The sequence below is a fragment of the Chryseobacterium panacisoli genome (assembly GCF_008274625.1).
Taxonomy (GTDB): domain Bacteria; phylum Bacteroidota; class Bacteroidia; order Flavobacteriales; family Weeksellaceae; genus Chryseobacterium; species Chryseobacterium panacisoli.
The window spans coordinates 1,496,542-1,512,876 of sequence record NZ_VTRU01000001.1; the positions used below are offsets into that span (position 1 = coordinate 1,496,542).

Annotated in this window: 12 protein-coding genes; 2 read left to right on the forward strand and 10 right to left on the reverse strand. The window is 37.2% G+C overall.

Annotation, left to right across the window (positions count from 1 at the left end; translation table 11 throughout):
* Positions 1-65: 65 nt before the first annotated feature.
* The 5 genes from FW781_RS06635 to FW781_RS06655 all read right to left on the reverse strand — a co-directional run bounded on the left by FW781_RS06635 (position 66) and on the right by FW781_RS06655 (position 4,743).
* Positions 66-506, reverse strand: coding sequence for a hypothetical protein (locus FW781_RS06635; RefSeq protein ID WP_149386690.1), 441 nt, complete (start codon positions 504-506; stop codon positions 66-68).
* A 147-nt stretch (positions 507-653) separates the two neighbouring features.
* Positions 654-2,003, reverse strand: coding sequence for an alpha-amylase family glycosyl hydrolase (locus FW781_RS06640; RefSeq protein WP_149386691.1), 1,350 nt, complete (start codon positions 2,001-2,003; stop codon positions 654-656).
* A 253-nt stretch (positions 2,004-2,256) separates the two neighbouring features.
* Positions 2,257-2,853, reverse strand: a complete 597-nt coding sequence (locus FW781_RS06645) for an IS1096 element passenger TnpR family protein (protein ID WP_149386692.1) — start codon at positions 2,851-2,853, stop codon at positions 2,257-2,259.
* 135 nt (positions 2,854-2,988) lie between these two features.
* The gene (locus tag FW781_RS06650; protein ID WP_105681098.1) at positions 2,989-4,020 is read right to left on the reverse strand and encodes a sensor histidine kinase; all 1,032 of its coding nucleotides are present in this window, start codon (positions 4,018-4,020) and stop codon (positions 2,989-2,991) included.
* Between the two features lie 48 nt (positions 4,021-4,068).
* Entirely contained in the window at positions 4,069-4,743 is a 675-nt protein-coding gene (locus tag FW781_RS06655; RefSeq protein WP_149386693.1) for a response regulator, read from the reverse strand.
* Between the two features lie 324 nt (positions 4,744-5,067).
* Here FW781_RS06655 and FW781_RS06660 point away from each other — a divergent pair, with 324 nt between their 5' ends.
* Both FW781_RS06660 and FW781_RS06665 read left to right on the forward strand, forming a co-directional pair.
* Positions 5,068-7,857, forward strand: a complete 2,790-nt coding sequence (locus tag FW781_RS06660; RefSeq protein WP_149386694.1) for a TonB-dependent receptor domain-containing protein — start codon at positions 5,068-5,070, stop codon at positions 7,855-7,857.
* A 44-nt stretch (positions 7,858-7,901) separates the two neighbouring features.
* Complete coding sequence (locus FW781_RS06665) at positions 7,902-9,311, forward strand: hypothetical protein (RefSeq protein WP_149386695.1); 1,410 nt, start codon at positions 7,902-7,904, stop codon at positions 9,309-9,311.
* A gap of 402 nt (positions 9,312-9,713) precedes the next feature.
* Here the strand turns inward: FW781_RS06665 and FW781_RS06670 are convergent, their stop codons facing one another.
* The 5 genes from FW781_RS06670 to FW781_RS06690 form a co-directional block, all read right to left on the reverse strand.
* Positions 9,714-10,952: an amidohydrolase gene (locus tag FW781_RS06670; protein ID WP_149386696.1), complete on the reverse strand. Its 1,239-nt coding sequence runs from the start codon at positions 10,950-10,952 to the stop codon at positions 9,714-9,716.
* Positions 10,953-11,032: 80 nt separating this feature from the next.
* A complete protein-coding gene (locus FW781_RS06675; protein WP_149386697.1) occupies positions 11,033-11,878 on the reverse strand; it encodes an AraC family transcriptional regulator in 846 nt (281 codons plus the stop codon).
* A 264-nt stretch (positions 11,879-12,142) separates the two neighbouring features.
* Positions 12,143-13,477, reverse strand: coding sequence for an amidohydrolase (locus tag FW781_RS06680; RefSeq protein ID WP_149386698.1), 1,335 nt, complete (start codon positions 13,475-13,477; stop codon positions 12,143-12,145).
* A gap of 434 nt (positions 13,478-13,911) precedes the next feature.
* On the reverse strand, positions 13,912-15,201 hold the full coding sequence (gene hemL, locus FW781_RS06685) for a glutamate-1-semialdehyde 2,1-aminomutase (protein ID WP_149386699.1): 1,290 nt from the start codon (positions 15,199-15,201) through the stop codon (positions 13,912-13,914).
* A gap of 74 nt (positions 15,202-15,275) precedes the next feature.
* Positions 15,276-16,334, reverse strand: a complete 1,059-nt coding sequence (locus FW781_RS06690; RefSeq protein ID WP_149386700.1) for a glucosaminidase domain-containing protein — start codon at positions 16,332-16,334, stop codon at positions 15,276-15,278.
* Position 16,335: the final 1 nt, after the last annotated feature.

Genomic DNA, 16,335 nt, shown 5'->3' on the forward strand with positions numbered 1-16,335 from the left:
TTTATAGGCCTGATGTCTATTTTCTATTAAACAACTGTATATCTGTGATCTAACCTGTATTAAATTTACCATATATTTTCAATTGTCTGATGAATGCTATTTACAGTGAATGATTCTCCTGTTTTTTTACCATACATCACTTTTACTAAGGGTGATTCTGCAGATACCGTCATGATTTTCTGATTTTCAAAGACAATTTCGCCCATGGAAGCAGAAATATAGAACAGTCCTTTATTGGTTTTCACCAATGCTCCGTTCTGAACTTTTTCTGAAGGATCGGAAGTTATTTTCTGCAGCACAGCCTGCTGATTTAAAACTTCATTGAGCTGTCTCTGCAGATTATTAATTTCCTGCTGAAGCATTTCTCTTCCTGTTTCATATTTGTCGCCCATTGAACTTTTTGTATCGTTATTGGAAGCCCGTGTTTCTGCGATAAGGTTTTCAAAATACTGGATTTTGCCTGCAGCCTTCGCTTTAATGATATTGATTATTTCCTGTTTGTTCATTGTTATGCTGGGATTTATTGTGGATGGCCAATCCATCCCGTCAAAATTATAAATTTTGACACCCCTCCGCTGGAGGGGAATTGAGTGCCCTTAAAGATTAGTTACTGGCATTTATTCTTGATACGGAAGTACCAACGGTTCTGACATTTATCTTTCAAATACAGCATAATCAGAAACCTTAAAGCTAAAGTCTTTTCCATTACTGAAATCTCTTTTGGTTTTATCAAAAACATTTCTGAATATTCCTGATACATGCTCGTCCTCAACTGAAAAGTTAACAGGTTCTTTGGACATATTCAGAATTACCAAAACTTCATCTTTCCCGTTTTTCCTTACATAAGCCAGAATTTTGTCATTGGCTGTAGTATTAAGAAGGTATGTAGTAACATTAGAATCACCTCCTCTTAAGGCGGGATTGGAAGCTTTTAAATCCAATAATGTTTTATAGAAATCTGCTACCTGATAAGTATTGGTCCATTTGATGGCATCCTTTTCGAAAAACTCAAGTCTTTTCATATTCGGAAGCTCCTGGCCTGAATATAATAATGGAACCCCATTCCATGTTGCAGAGAATACTGCCATAGGTTTTGTGATGACACCATATTTTTCATATTCTGTTCCGTTCCATGAATTTTCGTCGTGGTTTGCTGTAAACCAGGCTCTCATTGACGCATCTCCGATATTTGAATATTGTCTCAGAAGATCTTTTAATTCCTGAAGAGGTTCATTTTTTTTATAATAATCGGCTGATTTGTGCATCCATTTCCAGGAATAGCTGGCATCAAAAACTTTTCCGTAATCAGGACTTTCTAACTCATCAAATTCTCCCAGCCAGAAAAGAGGTTTTACTTTTTCTACTTCGGGACGGGCCTGTACCCAGAAATCTACTTCTACCCATGAAGCAAGATCACATCTGAAACCGTCAATACCGGTTTCCTGTACCCAGAATTTCATGGCATCAATCATGGCTTGACGCATCTCCTGGTTTTTATAGTCAAGTTCAATAATATCATCCATTCCGGAAGCGATATGGAATTTTCCGTCGGGGTCTTTCAGATAAAATTCAGGATGCGTTTTTGTCCAGACATGGTCCCATCCGGTATGATTGGCTACCCAGTCTATAATTACTTTGAATCCTAATCTGTGTGCTTCATTCACCATATCTTTGAAATCCTGCAGCGTTCCGAATTCGGGATTGATGGAAGTATAATCTGCGGCTGCATACGGGCTTCCCAAGCTTCCTTTTTTATTCTGCTGTGCAATGGGTGTAATGGGCATAAACCAAAGGGTTTTTATTCCCATAGATTTCAGGCGGGGCATTTCTTTTGCAAATGCTTTGAAAGTTCCTTCCTGAGTATATTGTCTTATGTTTACTTCGTAGATATTCGTATTATGTTTCCAATCTTTTGGCAGTTCTGTCATCTTCCGGGTATTTTTTTGAGTGGTACAGGAAACAATTCCCAGACCAATTACAGCTAACAAAATTAATTTTTTCATTAAACTATTTTTAACAAAAGTAACGATTGTTTTTTTGAGAAAGGCAAAATTTACGGATAGATGAACAGACTTTCCGACGTTATCAGGTAGACTTCTTTTCTATAGCCAATTAAACAGATGAACATCTAATCAGCTTATCTGTAAATTTTAAATCTTGTGTAAAACTTACAGCATATAGGCAAAACAGCAAATACCTTCGCACTTTTGCAAAAAAAGCCCCGGATTAAAATCCAGGGCCAGTATATTGTATTGACTATCTTTCGTCATCATTATCATCTTCATCATCAAAGACATCGTCATTGTAGTCTTCTTCTTCCTCATCATCGAAGCTATCGTCTTCATCTGCAAAGTTTCCTCCTGATCCGAAATCTTCATCGAAACCAAACTCATCATCTGCCAAAGGCATTGCCGATTTCTTTTTAGATCCTCCGGCACTTCCGTTTTTGCTAGGTGCCTTCAAGGGAACATTTCCGAATCTGTATACTGTGATAGGATAATTAACCCCTTTTGTTTCTTCAATTACTTCTACAAGTTCACAGAAGAATTCCCAAAGGTCAAGAAGCCCATATTGGAACTGTGCTTTGTCTCCTACACTTTCAAAAGCTTCATCAATGTAAACATCTGACATAATCTCACCATCACCATCGTCACTCATATCTTCCAATGGGACACTTTTTACAATTGTTCCGTCATCTTCTAACAGATTAAAAGTAGAAAGCTCATCTCCCTGCAGACTGAATGCACTTTTAATTCCTAAATGTAAGTTCCATAACGTTTGTTTTCCCTTAACTTCGACATCACGGAAAATATCTTCTTTCGCATCTAATATTACGCGGATTTTGTAAACCATATCAGTTTCTTAAATTACTTTTTTTGCCTTTATAATTATGATAAATCTCTGGTGCAAATATATAATAAATGACATGTGACAAAAAAATATTTCAGGATTTTTTAAAATATTTTTTTTCCTTACATTTTACCGGAATTATTTACTTTTTTCGAGCATAAAACTAAACTTTGTCCCTTCAAGGTATACACTTTCTACGGTGATATTTTCGTTATGTGCTTCAAGAATGTGTTTTACGATGGCTAATCCAAGCCCGGAACCTCCTTCTCTCCTGCTTCTGCTGGTTTCTACACGGTAAAATCTTTCGAAAATCCTTGGAAGAATCTCAGACTTGATCCCCATCCCGTTATCTATCACTTCTATCAGCACCTTATTTTTGAGAATACTGGTTTTTACAATCACTTTTGCTTCCTGCCTGTTGGCATAATGAATGGCGTTGGAAATAAGATTAATGAAAACCTGGGAAATTTTCTGTTTATCAGCTTCCACAAAAATCTGCGGATGAAGAGTCTGGATCTGTAATGTTGTATTTCGTTTTTCGGCTTCAAGATCAAGCAGATCGAAAATCTCTTTAATGAGGAGATTGACATCAAATTTTGAAACGGTAAGATTAATTTCACCTGCTTCCAGCCTGTTGATCATATCAAGATCTGTTACAATGGCGATAAGTCTCTCGACAGATTTATCAATTCTTTCCAGGTATTTGTCCCGGATCGTAAGATTGTCTACACCACCGTCTCTTAAGGTTTCTACATATCCCTGAATAGAAAACAAAGGCGTTTTCAGCTCGTGAGATACATTACCTATATATTCTTTACGATAGCTTTCCATCTCTTTCATCATATCAATTTCTGATACCTGCTGCTGATTGAGATCTGAAAATCTTTCTCCTAATTCTTTGATGGTGATATTTTCGTCATGATTCTGAACTATTTCCTGCGGAAGAAACCCGGAAAGGCCTTTTACCTGCTTTCTGCTGTAGTAATTGAAAAGAAGCTCCAACACCACACAGTTGATCATAAAGATCAGGACAATACAGATGAAAAGACCCGTTTTAAATAAAGGGGTCTCATAATAGATATCTTTCAGTGAATCGAAGACGACCACTAAAAGAAGCATTACCAGTGTCAGCAGACAGGAGGCAACGAGGGTAAGTCTGTAAAATTTCAATTTTACAACGTTTTAATGATTGAACGTAAAGTTAAGATTTTAAAATAATTAAACGATCAGTTTATAGCCAATCCCTTTTAATGTCTGAATCGTATTGATTCCTAGTTTTTCTCTCAACCTTCTGATATGTACATCGATCGTTCTTTCACCAACAATCACATCATTACCCCAAACCTTTTCAAGAATTTCTTCTCTTTTGAAAACCTTTTCAGTATTGGAAGCCAAAAGGTAAAGCAAGTCGAATTCTTTTTTGGGAAGAAGAAACTGCTGTCCGCTTTTGGAAACTCTGAAATTATCTTTGTCGATAACAAGGTCTCCGATTTCGATTAGTTTTGCATTGTCAGAAACCTGGGAGGTCAACTGTAACAATGCATTCACCTTAGAGATAAGGATTTTCGGTTTGATCAGTTTTACGATGTAGTCATTGGCACCTGCCTGAAAACCTGCTAACTGAGAAAACTCTTCACTTCTTGCAGAAAGGAACACGATAAGTGTTTTTTGAAGTTCTTTCACTTTACGAAGTTCCTGACAGGTTTCTATACCATCTTTCTCAGGCATCATGACATCTAATAAGATAAGGTCCGGAATAATCTCCTTTGCTTTTTCTATACCTTCGTTACCATTGGTAGCTGTATAGATATCATACCCCTCCTTTTCCAAATTGTAAGACAGAATCTCTAAAATGTCCAGTTCATCGTCTATTAAAAGAATTTTTTTGCTCATCTTCTAGTTTAAGAATTCCCACAAAATTAATTATTTCCATTGATTTCATCTATCTGCCTAATGTTAACTAATTATTAAAAAAACACACTTCAGTACAAAATTACAAAATCAATAAAAAAATTAAATAATAAATACACATAAATCAAATATATAAAACAATATTTGAATTTAAAACAAAAATTATAATTATATAAATTAAACATCAATAACTATAAAATTCATTCATCCGTTCATACAAATTTCACAATTAATTAAGATTCTCCTAAAGTTTTCTTAAAAACTTAGCCTTTATTTTGCCCTTGAAAAAGAAGTAAAAGAAGTAAAATGAAAAAACAACTCCACAAGAGCATCATGCTACTTGCCTTGTTTTCTGCTGGCTATGCTTTTGCACAAAGTCAGATTTTGGAAGGTAGGGTATTGGACGAGAAAGATAACACTCCTATAGAAGGGGTAAAGGTAAAAGTAAATGGACAGGAGGTAACGACTGACATTTCCGGATACTACTCTATCAACCTGTCCCCCGGCACCAATTACGTTGTAACGGTAAGCTCCAATGGGTATAACAGAAAAGAGATCAGTGAGGTAATTATAAAAAACGAAGGTAATACTCATCTTGATATCGTAATGGATAAGCCCTCTACCAAGGAAAAAGAAATTGAGGGAGTTGTCATCAAATCAAATGCCAGAAAAGAAACCATAGCCTCTACGATCGGACTACAGAAGAATGCCGGTGTAGTTTCTCAGGTTATTGGTGTTGAAGCTATTAAAAGAAGTCCGGACAGAAACACAGGGGAAGTTCTGAAGAGAGTTTCCGGAGTGAGTTTATCTGAAGGAAAATATATTGTAGTAAGAGGTTTATCAGACCGTTATAACCAGGCGATGCTGAACGGTATTCAGTTATCCAGTACGGAGCCTGACAGAAAGACTTTCTCTTTTGACCTTTTCCCAGCTAACGTTATCGAAACTCTTGTTATCAACAAAACTTTCATTCCTGAATATACTGGTGAATGGGGAGGAGCATTGATTCAGGTGAATACAAAGGATATTCCTAATAAAAATTTCTTCAACGTACAGGTAGGTGTAGGAGGAAATACTGCCACTATGGGACAGGAATTCCACATGCAGAAAGGTGGAAAATGGGACTTTTTAGGAATTGATGACGGGTACAGAAAACTGCCAACCAATATGCCTGCAAAAAATGCTTTCAGCATTCTGACTGAAGATCAGAAGACAGATATTGGTAAAGGATTTACAAAGAATTTAGGATACAACAGTATCGGCTATCCTGAAAACTTAAGTTTACAGCTTGACGGAGGTTTCAATACCAAATTATTCGGAAAAGATTTAGGGGTAATTGCCGTTTTAAACTATAGTAACAACAAAAGAAGGACTGAGTCTACCAACCGTTTCTTTACGATCAACGACCAACTTGCTGATACCAACTTCGATTATTTTACAGAAAAATACAGCAATGATATTATCTTAGGAGGAATGTTGAACCTTTCTTTAAAGCTCAACAGCAACAATAAAATATCCTTAAAGAATATCATCACTAACAATACAGTGAACCACATGTCCTTCAGAACAGGAAAGGACTTTGAGTTTGACCCTATCAACGGAACCAACATTATGGCAAGGGAAATAGGATTTAAAGAAACTACTTTCTACAATTCTACCCTTACCGGTAACCATAAAATTGATATTCTTGGCGGACTTACCGTAAACTGGTACGGAAGCTTCGGAATCCTGGATCAGTACATTCCTTTGTTACAGCGTTTGCAGTATAACCAATATACAAATATAGAAGGAAGCCCATATTTAGCATTGATTTCTAATGGTCTTTCTCAAAAATCAGGAAGTGTATTCTATTCTACCCTAAATGATTATCTGTATAATGCAGGAGGTGATATTTCCAAATCATTTACCATGTTTGGACAAAAACAAACGATCAAAGGAGGTTATTTATTTCAGGTAAAAGACAGAATCTACAACTCAAGACCGTTTTCTGTAAGACTTGAGAAATTCAATCAGGGATTACTTTCTCAGCCTTTCGAAACAATCTTCAATCCTGGGAATTTCGGAGGTAATGGTGGGTTTACATTTGATGAAATTGCAGGAAACCAGTACAGATATATTGCCAACACGATCCTTAACGCGGGGTATTTACAGTTTGACAACAACTTTACACCATGGTTAAGAGCAGTTTGGGGATTAAGAGTTGAGAACTTTGATCAATTGGTAGGAAGCACGAAAAAAAGTGATGACCGTTTTGTGAACACACGTGTTACAGATTTCTTACCAGCTGTAAACTTAACATTCAAGGTTAATCCTAAAATGAATATCCGTCTTGCAGGTTCACAAACTGTGGTAAGACCAGAGTTCAGAGAGGTTTCTCCTTTAGCATATTATGATTTTGATCTGGGAGCTACCGTAATTGGTAACAAATCTATTGAAAGAACTAAAATTACGAGCGCCGATGTTCGTTGGGAATATTACCCAAGAAACGGAGAAATTATTTCCGTGGCAGGTTTCTATAAAAACTTCAAAAAGCCGATCGAGTTATACTTCAACCAATCTGGGGTAGGAACTAGTAATACCTTCAACTACCTTAATGTAGATAAAGCTGACGCTTATGGGGTGGAACTAGAAGTTAGAAAAAAACTTGATTTTGTAAGTGCTCTTAAAAACTTCACCTTAGGTGGAAACGTAGCTTTAATTAAAAACAAAGTAACAGACGAGGCTACTAAGATTGACAGACCAATGCAGGGGCAATCTCCTTATACTGTCAACGTAAGTCTTCAGTATGACACTGAAAAATCAGGTTGGTCTTCTACAGTACTATTCAATATGATCGGAAGAAGAATCCTTTATGTAGGAAATGATCAGGTACCACCAATCTGGGAAGCACCAAGACCTCTTCTGGATTTCCAGGTTGCTAAAAAAATATGGAGCAACAAAGGAGAGATCAAGCTGAATGTTTCAGATATCCTGAACCGTCGTGCTAAATTCTACCATGATCTGAACGACAACGGGAAGTATGACAGCAAAGATGCTCTTGCTATTGAAAGACTTTCAGGAACCAATATCAGCTTAACACTGGGATACAATTTTTAATTCATTCAACAAATAATCTAATAAATAATTTAATTCTTTATAACATGAAAAAGTTCGTTTTATATTCTTTAATGCTTGGCGCTCTAGTATCAACTACCGCATGTAGAAATATAGAAGAAGATGGACCTACCATTATTCAAAATGGAGGTAACGGAAACGGAGAAACTGAAAACCTTATTCTTTCAGGAAAGATCACTTCCAGCCTTACGCTTAAAGCAAATAAAATCTATAAGCTAAGAGGACTAGTATATGTAACTAACGGAGCTACTTTAACTATCGAGCCAGGTACAAAGATTGTAGGTGAAGCTGATAAAAACGGGGCTTTGATCATTACAAAAGGAAGTAAAATCATGGCAGAAGGAACTGCTGCCAACCCAATTATCTTCACTTCTGAAAAACCAAGTCCTAAAAGAGGAGACTGGGCAGGTGTAGTAATTTTAGGAAATGCTCCTACTAATGCTTCTTTCGGTGGAGCAAACGGAGTTGGAGAGATTGAAGGAGGAATCAACAATTCTGAAGGTCTTGGACTTTACGGTGGAAACAATGCTGCTGACAACAGTGGTATATTAAAATATGTAAGAATAGAATATGCAGGATATGCATTCTTACCGGACAAAGAGGTCAACGGACTTACATTTGGTGGTGTAGGTAGCGGAACTACAGTAGATTATGTAGAAGTTGCTTATGCTAATGATGACAGTTTTGAATGGTTCGGAGGAACGGTAAACTGTTCTCACCTTATTTCTTACAAAGGTCTTGATGATGATTTCGATACGGATAACGGTTTTTCAGGAAAGGTACAGTTTGGTATCGCAGTAAGAGATTCTCAGGTAGCGGACGTTTCCGGTTCTAACGCATTTGAATCTGATAATGATGCTAACGGTTCTACTTTGACACCTCAGACATCAGCAACATTCTCTAACATGACGATTATCGGGCCAATCAACTCTGCAGCGCCAGGATCAATCAACGCGTTATTCCAGAATGCATTACAGATCAGAAGAAACTCTTCTATCTCTGTATTCAACTCTGTATTTACAGGATTCCCTGTTGGTTTATTCATCGATGCTACAAAAGGAGCTCCAACGGATAACAATATTGTAGGTAACAAATTATTCTTTGAAAACAACGTTTTAGCGGGAATGCAAACTCCTTTAAAGTTCGGACCATCTACTTCTACTCCGACAACGTATACATTGAACGATCTTACAACTTGGTTTAATGCTAAAGGAAATACCATCCTTGCTTCTACTGCTGATGTAAAACTTGCCGGTGCATGGGCTCCTGCAGGAACTACACCCAACTTTACGCCTAGCGCAGGTTCTCCATTATTAACAGGAGGAGCGTTTACTAACCCTAAATTAGCGACTTGGTTTACACAGGTAACTTACAAAGGCGCTGTAAAGGATGCCAACGATACCTGGTATGCAGGATGGACAAACTTCAACTTATAATATTACATAAGTACTTAGATTTAATTTCAAATAGAAGGCCTTCGGAAGTATTTTCCGAGGGCTTTTTTTATTGTGATCATCAGATATTATGACGGTCTGCTGAAATCAATATTAAGAGGTGTTCATATTGTAAAAATTAAAGATGGCAATTTGAACAGTTATTTTTATCGCAGATGGCACCGATTTTTACTTATTTTATGGATAGGTTTGGCTAGAGCCGATGAATTTATTCATATTTAATAACGGGCTAAAGCCCGTTTCTATTGATAGAGAAGAGACCCGGACCCCGGATCCCGAAACTCATAACTCATAACTCATAATTTATAATTCAAAAAAAGCCACCAGGAAAACTCCCGATGGCATTCACAAAAAACAAGTGTATAAATATATATATACTTCAATTTAATTTCTCCAAAATAAATTCCCGTCATTCATCAGGGCTTTTATTTCAGACATTCTGGAAACGGCTTCTGCGGAACATGAAGCATCTGTAAGAACAACTGCGGCTTCATCACCGGCTTTAGGCCACTGCTGTTTTCCTTTTTCATCCAATGGGAGAATACTCTGAGTGGCAAACTGCAAAGCTCTTGATAATGCATATTCTGTTGCATAGCCATACAATTCTGCAATCAGATTAGCTTTCTGGAGCATACTTCCTGAACCAAAAGTACTCCAGTAGTCCTGTACATTATCATTTCCAATCAATACATTGACCCCAAATTTTTTCAGGGTTGGAATCGGCATTACCGTTCCTTTAAAAGGTACCGAAGAAGCGATTCCCACTTTTCCTTCAGCCAGTCTTTCCGCAATCTGCTCTGTTTCTTTTGGTGAAAGATGAGCTAAAGCAAATGCATGGCTTACAAATGTTTTCCCGTGCAGTGCAGGATTTTCAATTGCTTTATCAATCAGGTAATTGATTGTTTTCATTCCGGACTCTCCTACTTCATGCAGGTGAATATCAATTCCTTTGTGGTGATCTAGAGCCAGCTGAACGGTAAAATCCATTACTTTTTCAATACTTCCGTCAATACTTAAAGGATCCAAGCCACCGATAAATCCAACACTTTTAAGCTGTGCTGTTTCTTTCATCAAAGGAACCGTATCTGTATAGTAAATCCCATGTTGCGGAAAAGCAACCAATTCTGCTCTGAAAGAATCTTTTTTATTTTCAAGAGCCTGCTCAAGATGTTCCAGGGATTTCAACCCTGATGTAGGATCAATATTGAAATGAGTTCTTACGAAATAAGTTCCATAATGCTGCTGCAGACTGATCAGCTGTTCTGCTCTGCTTACGGAAGTTTTCAACAGCTCAGGGATAATTTCCTGCTCATAAGCAATCATATCTTTCACTGTTCTTCTTTTCGGGGACAGCGCCTGCCACGGAAGGCCGTACAATGTTTTATCCAGATGAATGTGCATATCTCTGAACGCCGGAAGCATCAGATATCCTTTAGCATCTATGGCTTCTGAAGCAGGATCATTTGCTTTTATTGCTTTTATTTTTCCATCTTCAATTTCAATACTGAAAAGATCAGTTTTTGTTCCGGTTACCTCTTCATTTTCGTATTCAAAACCTGTTTCCAGGCGGACATTTTTAAGGGAATATTTTCCTTTTGCAGTTAATTGATAGGGAAATTGCATGATTTTAAATTTTAACAATACAAAATTAGCCCGACTTTAAGGTAAAAACGGTGTATCAATTATTTCTTGTTTTGTACAGATTATTCCTTGAATTGCGAAGGAGTCATTCCCGTCTGTGCTTTAAAAAATTTGGAAAAGCTAGCGTGATCATAGAAACCAAGATCATACACAATGTCTTTCACTGACATTTCAGAAACTTTTAAAAGTCTTTTAGCTTCCAGTAAAATACGGTCCTGAATAAGAGATGAAGCCGAAGCATTAAGGTTTTTCTTGCAGACAATATTCAGATAGTTGGCAGAAATATTCAGTTTATCCGCATAAAAAGAAACAGATCTTTCTGTTTTAAAATGTTCATCAATAAGGTGGAGAAATTTTGAAATAATAGGGTTTGAGTTATAAACTTCAAAGTCTTTGAAAGCCCCTTCCACAGATTTACTCACCAGCAAGCCGATAAGCTCACTTCTTTTCTGAATAAGCTCCCAGAATACTTTTTCTGTGCTCAGCTCTTTCTGTATAGCCTGAAATTCATACAGAAAATTTTCAAAAACGTCTTTGGAAAGATTAATTACCGGATGATTCTGGTAATAGGATGCAGAAAATCTTAACGAGGGCAGAAAACTTTCAAACCAGTCTCTGCTGATCATCAGCTGATACCCAATGGTTTCTTTTTCAATGACCCACTGATGTACCTGATCCGGAAAAACCAGATGAATCTGATAGTCTTTCACCTGATATTCTGTAAAATCTATGGTATGTGAGCCAACTCCGTGCTCAAAAAGATTGATGATAAAAAAGTCATGTTTGTGGGGATCATCAATGGAGCGTGCTCCCGAAAGTTCATTGAACAGCAGATTACAGCCTTTCAACTGATTTTCACTAAATTCCTGAATTCCTAAAATAGGAAAATGATCCGTATGGTAAGCCACTCTGCCTGATTTTCTCCTAAAATTACTAAAATTTGTGAGAAAAAACTTAAAACAACCACAAAAGGGACAAAAGCTTACATACACCACTCCTACTTCGGCTTCTATCTGCATTCAGTGGCTGCTTCTGAAAATCAACAATACATTCCCAGGCTTTCCCTCGTAAAGCTTTTACCCCTTGTGGTTTAAAAAAAACACAACTAAATTATATATATAAATTTATAAGCAATTATATTGTTCAAATCTTATCCTGCAAGACTTTTAAGTTTAAAAGACAACGTTTCCATCATGCACCAATGACTCCACTTCTGAAATTCTTGATACAGCTTCTGCAGAACAGCTTGCATTCATCAGAACAAAGTCTGCTTTATCTCCTGATTTCGGCCATTGCTGAGTTCCTTTATCATCCAGCGGGAGAATATTTCCTGTGGCCAGTTTTAAGCTTCTTGACAATAAAAACTCTGTTGAATATCCATAAAGCTGAGCCATTAAGTTCGCTTTCTGAAGTACACTTCCTGTTCCGAAAGTATTCCAGTGGTCTACAATACTGTCATTTCCTGTCAGAACGGTTACATTATGTTTGTAAAGCGTTGGTATTGGCATGATCATCCTTCCGAAAGGGATTGTGGATACAATTCCGATCTGTGCTTCTCCTAATTTTTCAGCAATTTCTTCCTGTTTTGCAGCTTCCAGTTTAGCCAGAATAAAACAGTGGCTTAAATAGGTTTTTCCTTTCAGAGAAGGGTTTTCATTTACTTTTTTAATAAGATATTCTACAGTTTTCAATCCGGAATCTCCGGTTTCGTGCAGGTGAATATCGATTCCTTTTTTATTGTCCAAAGCAAGCTGAACGGTAAAGTCTACCACTTTTTCGATATTTCCATCGATGTTGAAAGGGTCTACACCACCGATAAAATCAATATCCATCTTTGCTGCTTCCTTCAGATAAGGAACAGAATCCGTATAAAACACACCATGCTGCGGGAATGCTACCAGCTCAGCTCCAAAACCTTTCTTCTTATTATCTAAAGCTTTCTGGAGATTTTTTAATGACTGCAGTTTGGAAGTGGGTTCAATATTCACATGGCTTCTCGCATAGGAAGTTCCTTTTGACTGTAATAATTCGATCAGCTTCTCTGCCTTGAAAGTTGAATTCTTCAGCATCTCCGGAAGCATTTTCTGCTCCAGCTCTATCATTCCTTTGATCCCTCCGGTTCTTTTTCTAACAGCCTGCCATTGATCTCCATAAAAGGTTTTATCAAGGTGAATATGCATGTCCTTGAATGCAGGAAGCATTAATAGCCCTTTTGCATCTGCCGCTTTAGCATTAGGCTGGTTCGGACCAATCTTTGTGATTTTTCCATTTTCAACTTCTACATAGAACAGATCTGTTTTGGTAGAAGCCACTTCTCCATCCTTATATTCAAAACCTGTTTCCAGACGAACATTTTTAAGGCTCATTTTTCCTTTTGCCGAGTTATTATTTTCATTCAGGAAAGGTGAGGCAGTCATGATATTAGGTATTAAAGTTAATCCCGCTACAGCCAAAGCTGAATGTCGGATAAAATCTTTGCGGGAGATGGTATTGTCAGAAGTCTTCATTTCCAATCTATTTATGACAAAATTAAAAAGAAGTCTGGTGAACAAAGTGTATGAATTATTACAAAATCTGTATGATTTATGCTTTGTGTTGATTGTTTTTTAAATACCCTGTTATTCAATACAGCAATAAACAACTATATCCGTAACGCTTGTCATTCCGTAGGAATCTATATCATAATACCAGCATTATTGAGACTCCTCTGGAGTGACAAAGATTGCGGATATTTTTATAAGATGTAATGAGTACTTTTTATTTATCCAAAAAGTATTGACAGCATTTTTTGTCATTCCGTAAGAATCTAAATGATGCTGTTTACGTTGCCGAGACTCCTACGGAGTGACAAACGTTGCGTTGAACATTTTGTAATTCCCAACTAATGAAATCATTTTTTCTGCACAAAAAAACCGGATCTAAAATCCGGTTTCATTATTATTTATTTATTTGAATATTCAAATTTTCTTACAGCTTCCAGCGTCATATCAATTTCTTTATCCTTGATGGCATCACTGATGAAATACGTTTCATAACCACTTGGTGGCAGATACACTCCATTCTGAAGCATCTGGTGGAAGAAGTTATTAAACAATGAATGGTTAGCTTCCTGAGCCTCATCAAAGTTGGAAACTCTGTTGATATGGAAGAAAACCGACATCATAGAACCTTTTCTGTTGATTTTATGAGCAATTCCTTTTTCGTTTAAAATTTTTCCGATTTCAAAATCCAATGTTTCTGTTGTCTTATGTAATCTGTTGAAAAATTCAGGATCGTTTTTAATAAGCTGAAGCGTTTTTAATCCGGCTCTCATTGCCAAAGGATTTCCACTTAATGTTCCTGCCTGGTAAACACCCCCTTTCGGAGCCAGGTGATCCATAATTTCGTTTCTTCCTGCGAAAGCTCCTACCGGAAGTCCTCCACCAATTACTTTTCCGTAAGTTACTAAGTCTGCTTTTACATTGAAAAGTTCCTGAGCCCCCCCGAAAGCCAATCGGAAACCGGTCATTACTTCGTCAAAAATCAATAAAGCTCCGTTTTCATCACAGATCTTTCTCAGGTTTTGCAAGAAGTTGTTTTCTGGCAGTACACACCCCATATTTCCTGCAACAGGTTCTATAATTACCGCTGCAATTTCTCCCTGATTGTGACGGAATAAATCTTCAACCTGTTCAAAATCGTTATAACGAGCCAATAATGTATCTTTAGCAGTACCTGCTGTTACTCCGGGAGAATTTGGATTTCCGAAAGTTGCCGCACCACTTCCTGCTTTGATCAGAAATGAATCTGAATGTCCGTGATAACAGCCTTCAAATTTTACAATCTTATCTCTTCCTGTATATCCTCTTGCCAGTCTTACAGCACTCATACATGCTTCTGTTCCTGAAGAAACCATTCTGATCTGGTCAATATTCGGAACGTTGTCAACAATGAATTTTGCGATTTCTGTTTCCAGTTCTGTAGGGGCTCCGAAAGAGAATCCTTTCTCTGCCTGGATTTTAAGTTCTTCCAGTACTTCAGGATGTGTATGTCCCAAAATAGCCGGTCCCCATGAATTGATATAATCGATATAAGTATTATCATCTGCATCGGTAAGGTAAGCTCCTTTTGCCGATTTCATAAAAACAGGAACACCTCCTACGGATTTGAATGCTCTCACCGGAGAGTTTACTCCTCCCGGAATGTATTTGTAGGCTTCATCAAACAAAGCCGAACTTCTTTGATACTTCATATATGCTTAGTTGCTGTTGGCAGTTGCTGGTTGGCATGTAACTGTCAACGGTAAACGCTCAACAAAAAATTAAATTAGTTTCGTGGTTTTTTGTCTATTAAATAAATAAGCTGTCCTGCAGATGGCTGCTGTCCTTCATCCATTCTGTTTTTAGCATAAAGTTTATTCAATTTGATTCCGAATTTCTGAGCGATATCATGCATATCTTCTCCTGATTCGGCTTTATAGGTGGCTGTATTTCCTGTAGAATTTTTAGATTCAAGGAAAACAATGTCATTCTTCTTTAAAGTTTCACCTTCCAGTTCATTCCACTTAATCAATCTGCTTTCGCTGACTTTGAATTTATTGGCGATGAATTTCACATCGGTATCTTCAGGAATTACGATATATTTCAGACCGTCATTCGGATGGCTTTTGATAAGGATGGAATTAAGAATTTCAGCTTTCGTTTTGATTCTTTCCACTCTTTTTTGCTGCTGTGCGTAAGAAGTCTGTTTGTAAGGAACTTCTACTGTAACCGGGTCTTTAGCTTTTTTAACGGCTTTTGAAGGTTCCAGCTGTGCCATGAAGGTTCTGTCGTCTTTCAGATCCGGATACATTTTAAGTACGGCATACAATACCTCATTAGAACTGGTATTGTCAAATTCATATAGTTTGTACTTTTCAATTTTGGTGATAAGAATTGAAGCATAACGTGGATTGGTAGCATAACCTGCTTTTTTTAAACCGGTGGCCCACGCTCTGTAATCTTTCATATCGAGTTTGAAAAGGTTTGCGTAATATTTTCTTGTGGATAAAAATATAGAATGGTCTTCATAAGACTGTCTTGGATCGTCATATACACGGAAGCATTCATTGGGTGCATCATCGGTATGTTTCATCGTTCTACCGGTCCAGTCTTCTTTACATTTTATACCGAAGTGGTTTTTACCTTCCTGTGCCAATCTGCTTTGCCCGCCCCCGGTTTCCAATAATCCCTGGGCAAGGGTAATAGAAGCCGGAATTTTATATTTTTCCATTTCTTCTACGGCATATTTAGCAAACTTCTGAATATACTGATCTTCGGTTGCCCAAGTCTGGGCAGAAAATTTTGATAAAACTAAAAGGCTTATGGATAGGAAAAGTCTTTTCATG

Coding starts and splice junctions, on each gene's coding strand:
- FW781_RS06655 (WP_149386693.1), bottom strand. CDS start 4,743: ATGAGCAAAAAAATTCTTTTAATAGACGATGAACTGGACATTTTAGAG.
- FW781_RS06635 (WP_149386690.1), bottom strand. CDS start 506: ATGAACAAACAGGAAATAATCAATATCATTAAAGCGAAGGCTGCAGGC.
- FW781_RS06670 (WP_149386696.1), bottom strand. CDS start 10,952: ATGCAATTTCCCTATCAATTAACTGCAAAAGGAAAATATTCCCTTAAA.
- FW781_RS06645 (WP_149386692.1), bottom strand. CDS start 2,853: ATGGTTTACAAAATCCGCGTAATATTAGATGCGAAAGAAGATATTTTC.
- FW781_RS06680 (WP_149386698.1), bottom strand. CDS start 13,477: ATGAAGACTTCTGACAATACCATCTCCCGCAAAGATTTTATCCGACAT.
- hemL (WP_149386699.1), bottom strand. CDS start 15,201: ATGAAGTATCAAAGAAGTTCGGCTTTGTTTGATGAAGCCTACAAATAC.
- FW781_RS06665 (WP_149386695.1), top strand. CDS start 7,902: ATGAAAAAGTTCGTTTTATATTCTTTAATGCTTGGCGCTCTAGTATCA.
- FW781_RS06660 (WP_149386694.1), top strand. CDS start 5,068: ATGAAAAAACAACTCCACAAGAGCATCATGCTACTTGCCTTGTTTTCT.
- FW781_RS06690 (WP_149386700.1), bottom strand. CDS start 16,334: ATGAAAAGACTTTTCCTATCCATAAGCCTTTTAGTTTTATCAAAATTT.
- FW781_RS06640 (WP_149386691.1), bottom strand. CDS start 2,003: ATGAAAAAATTAATTTTGTTAGCTGTAATTGGTCTGGGAATTGTTTCC.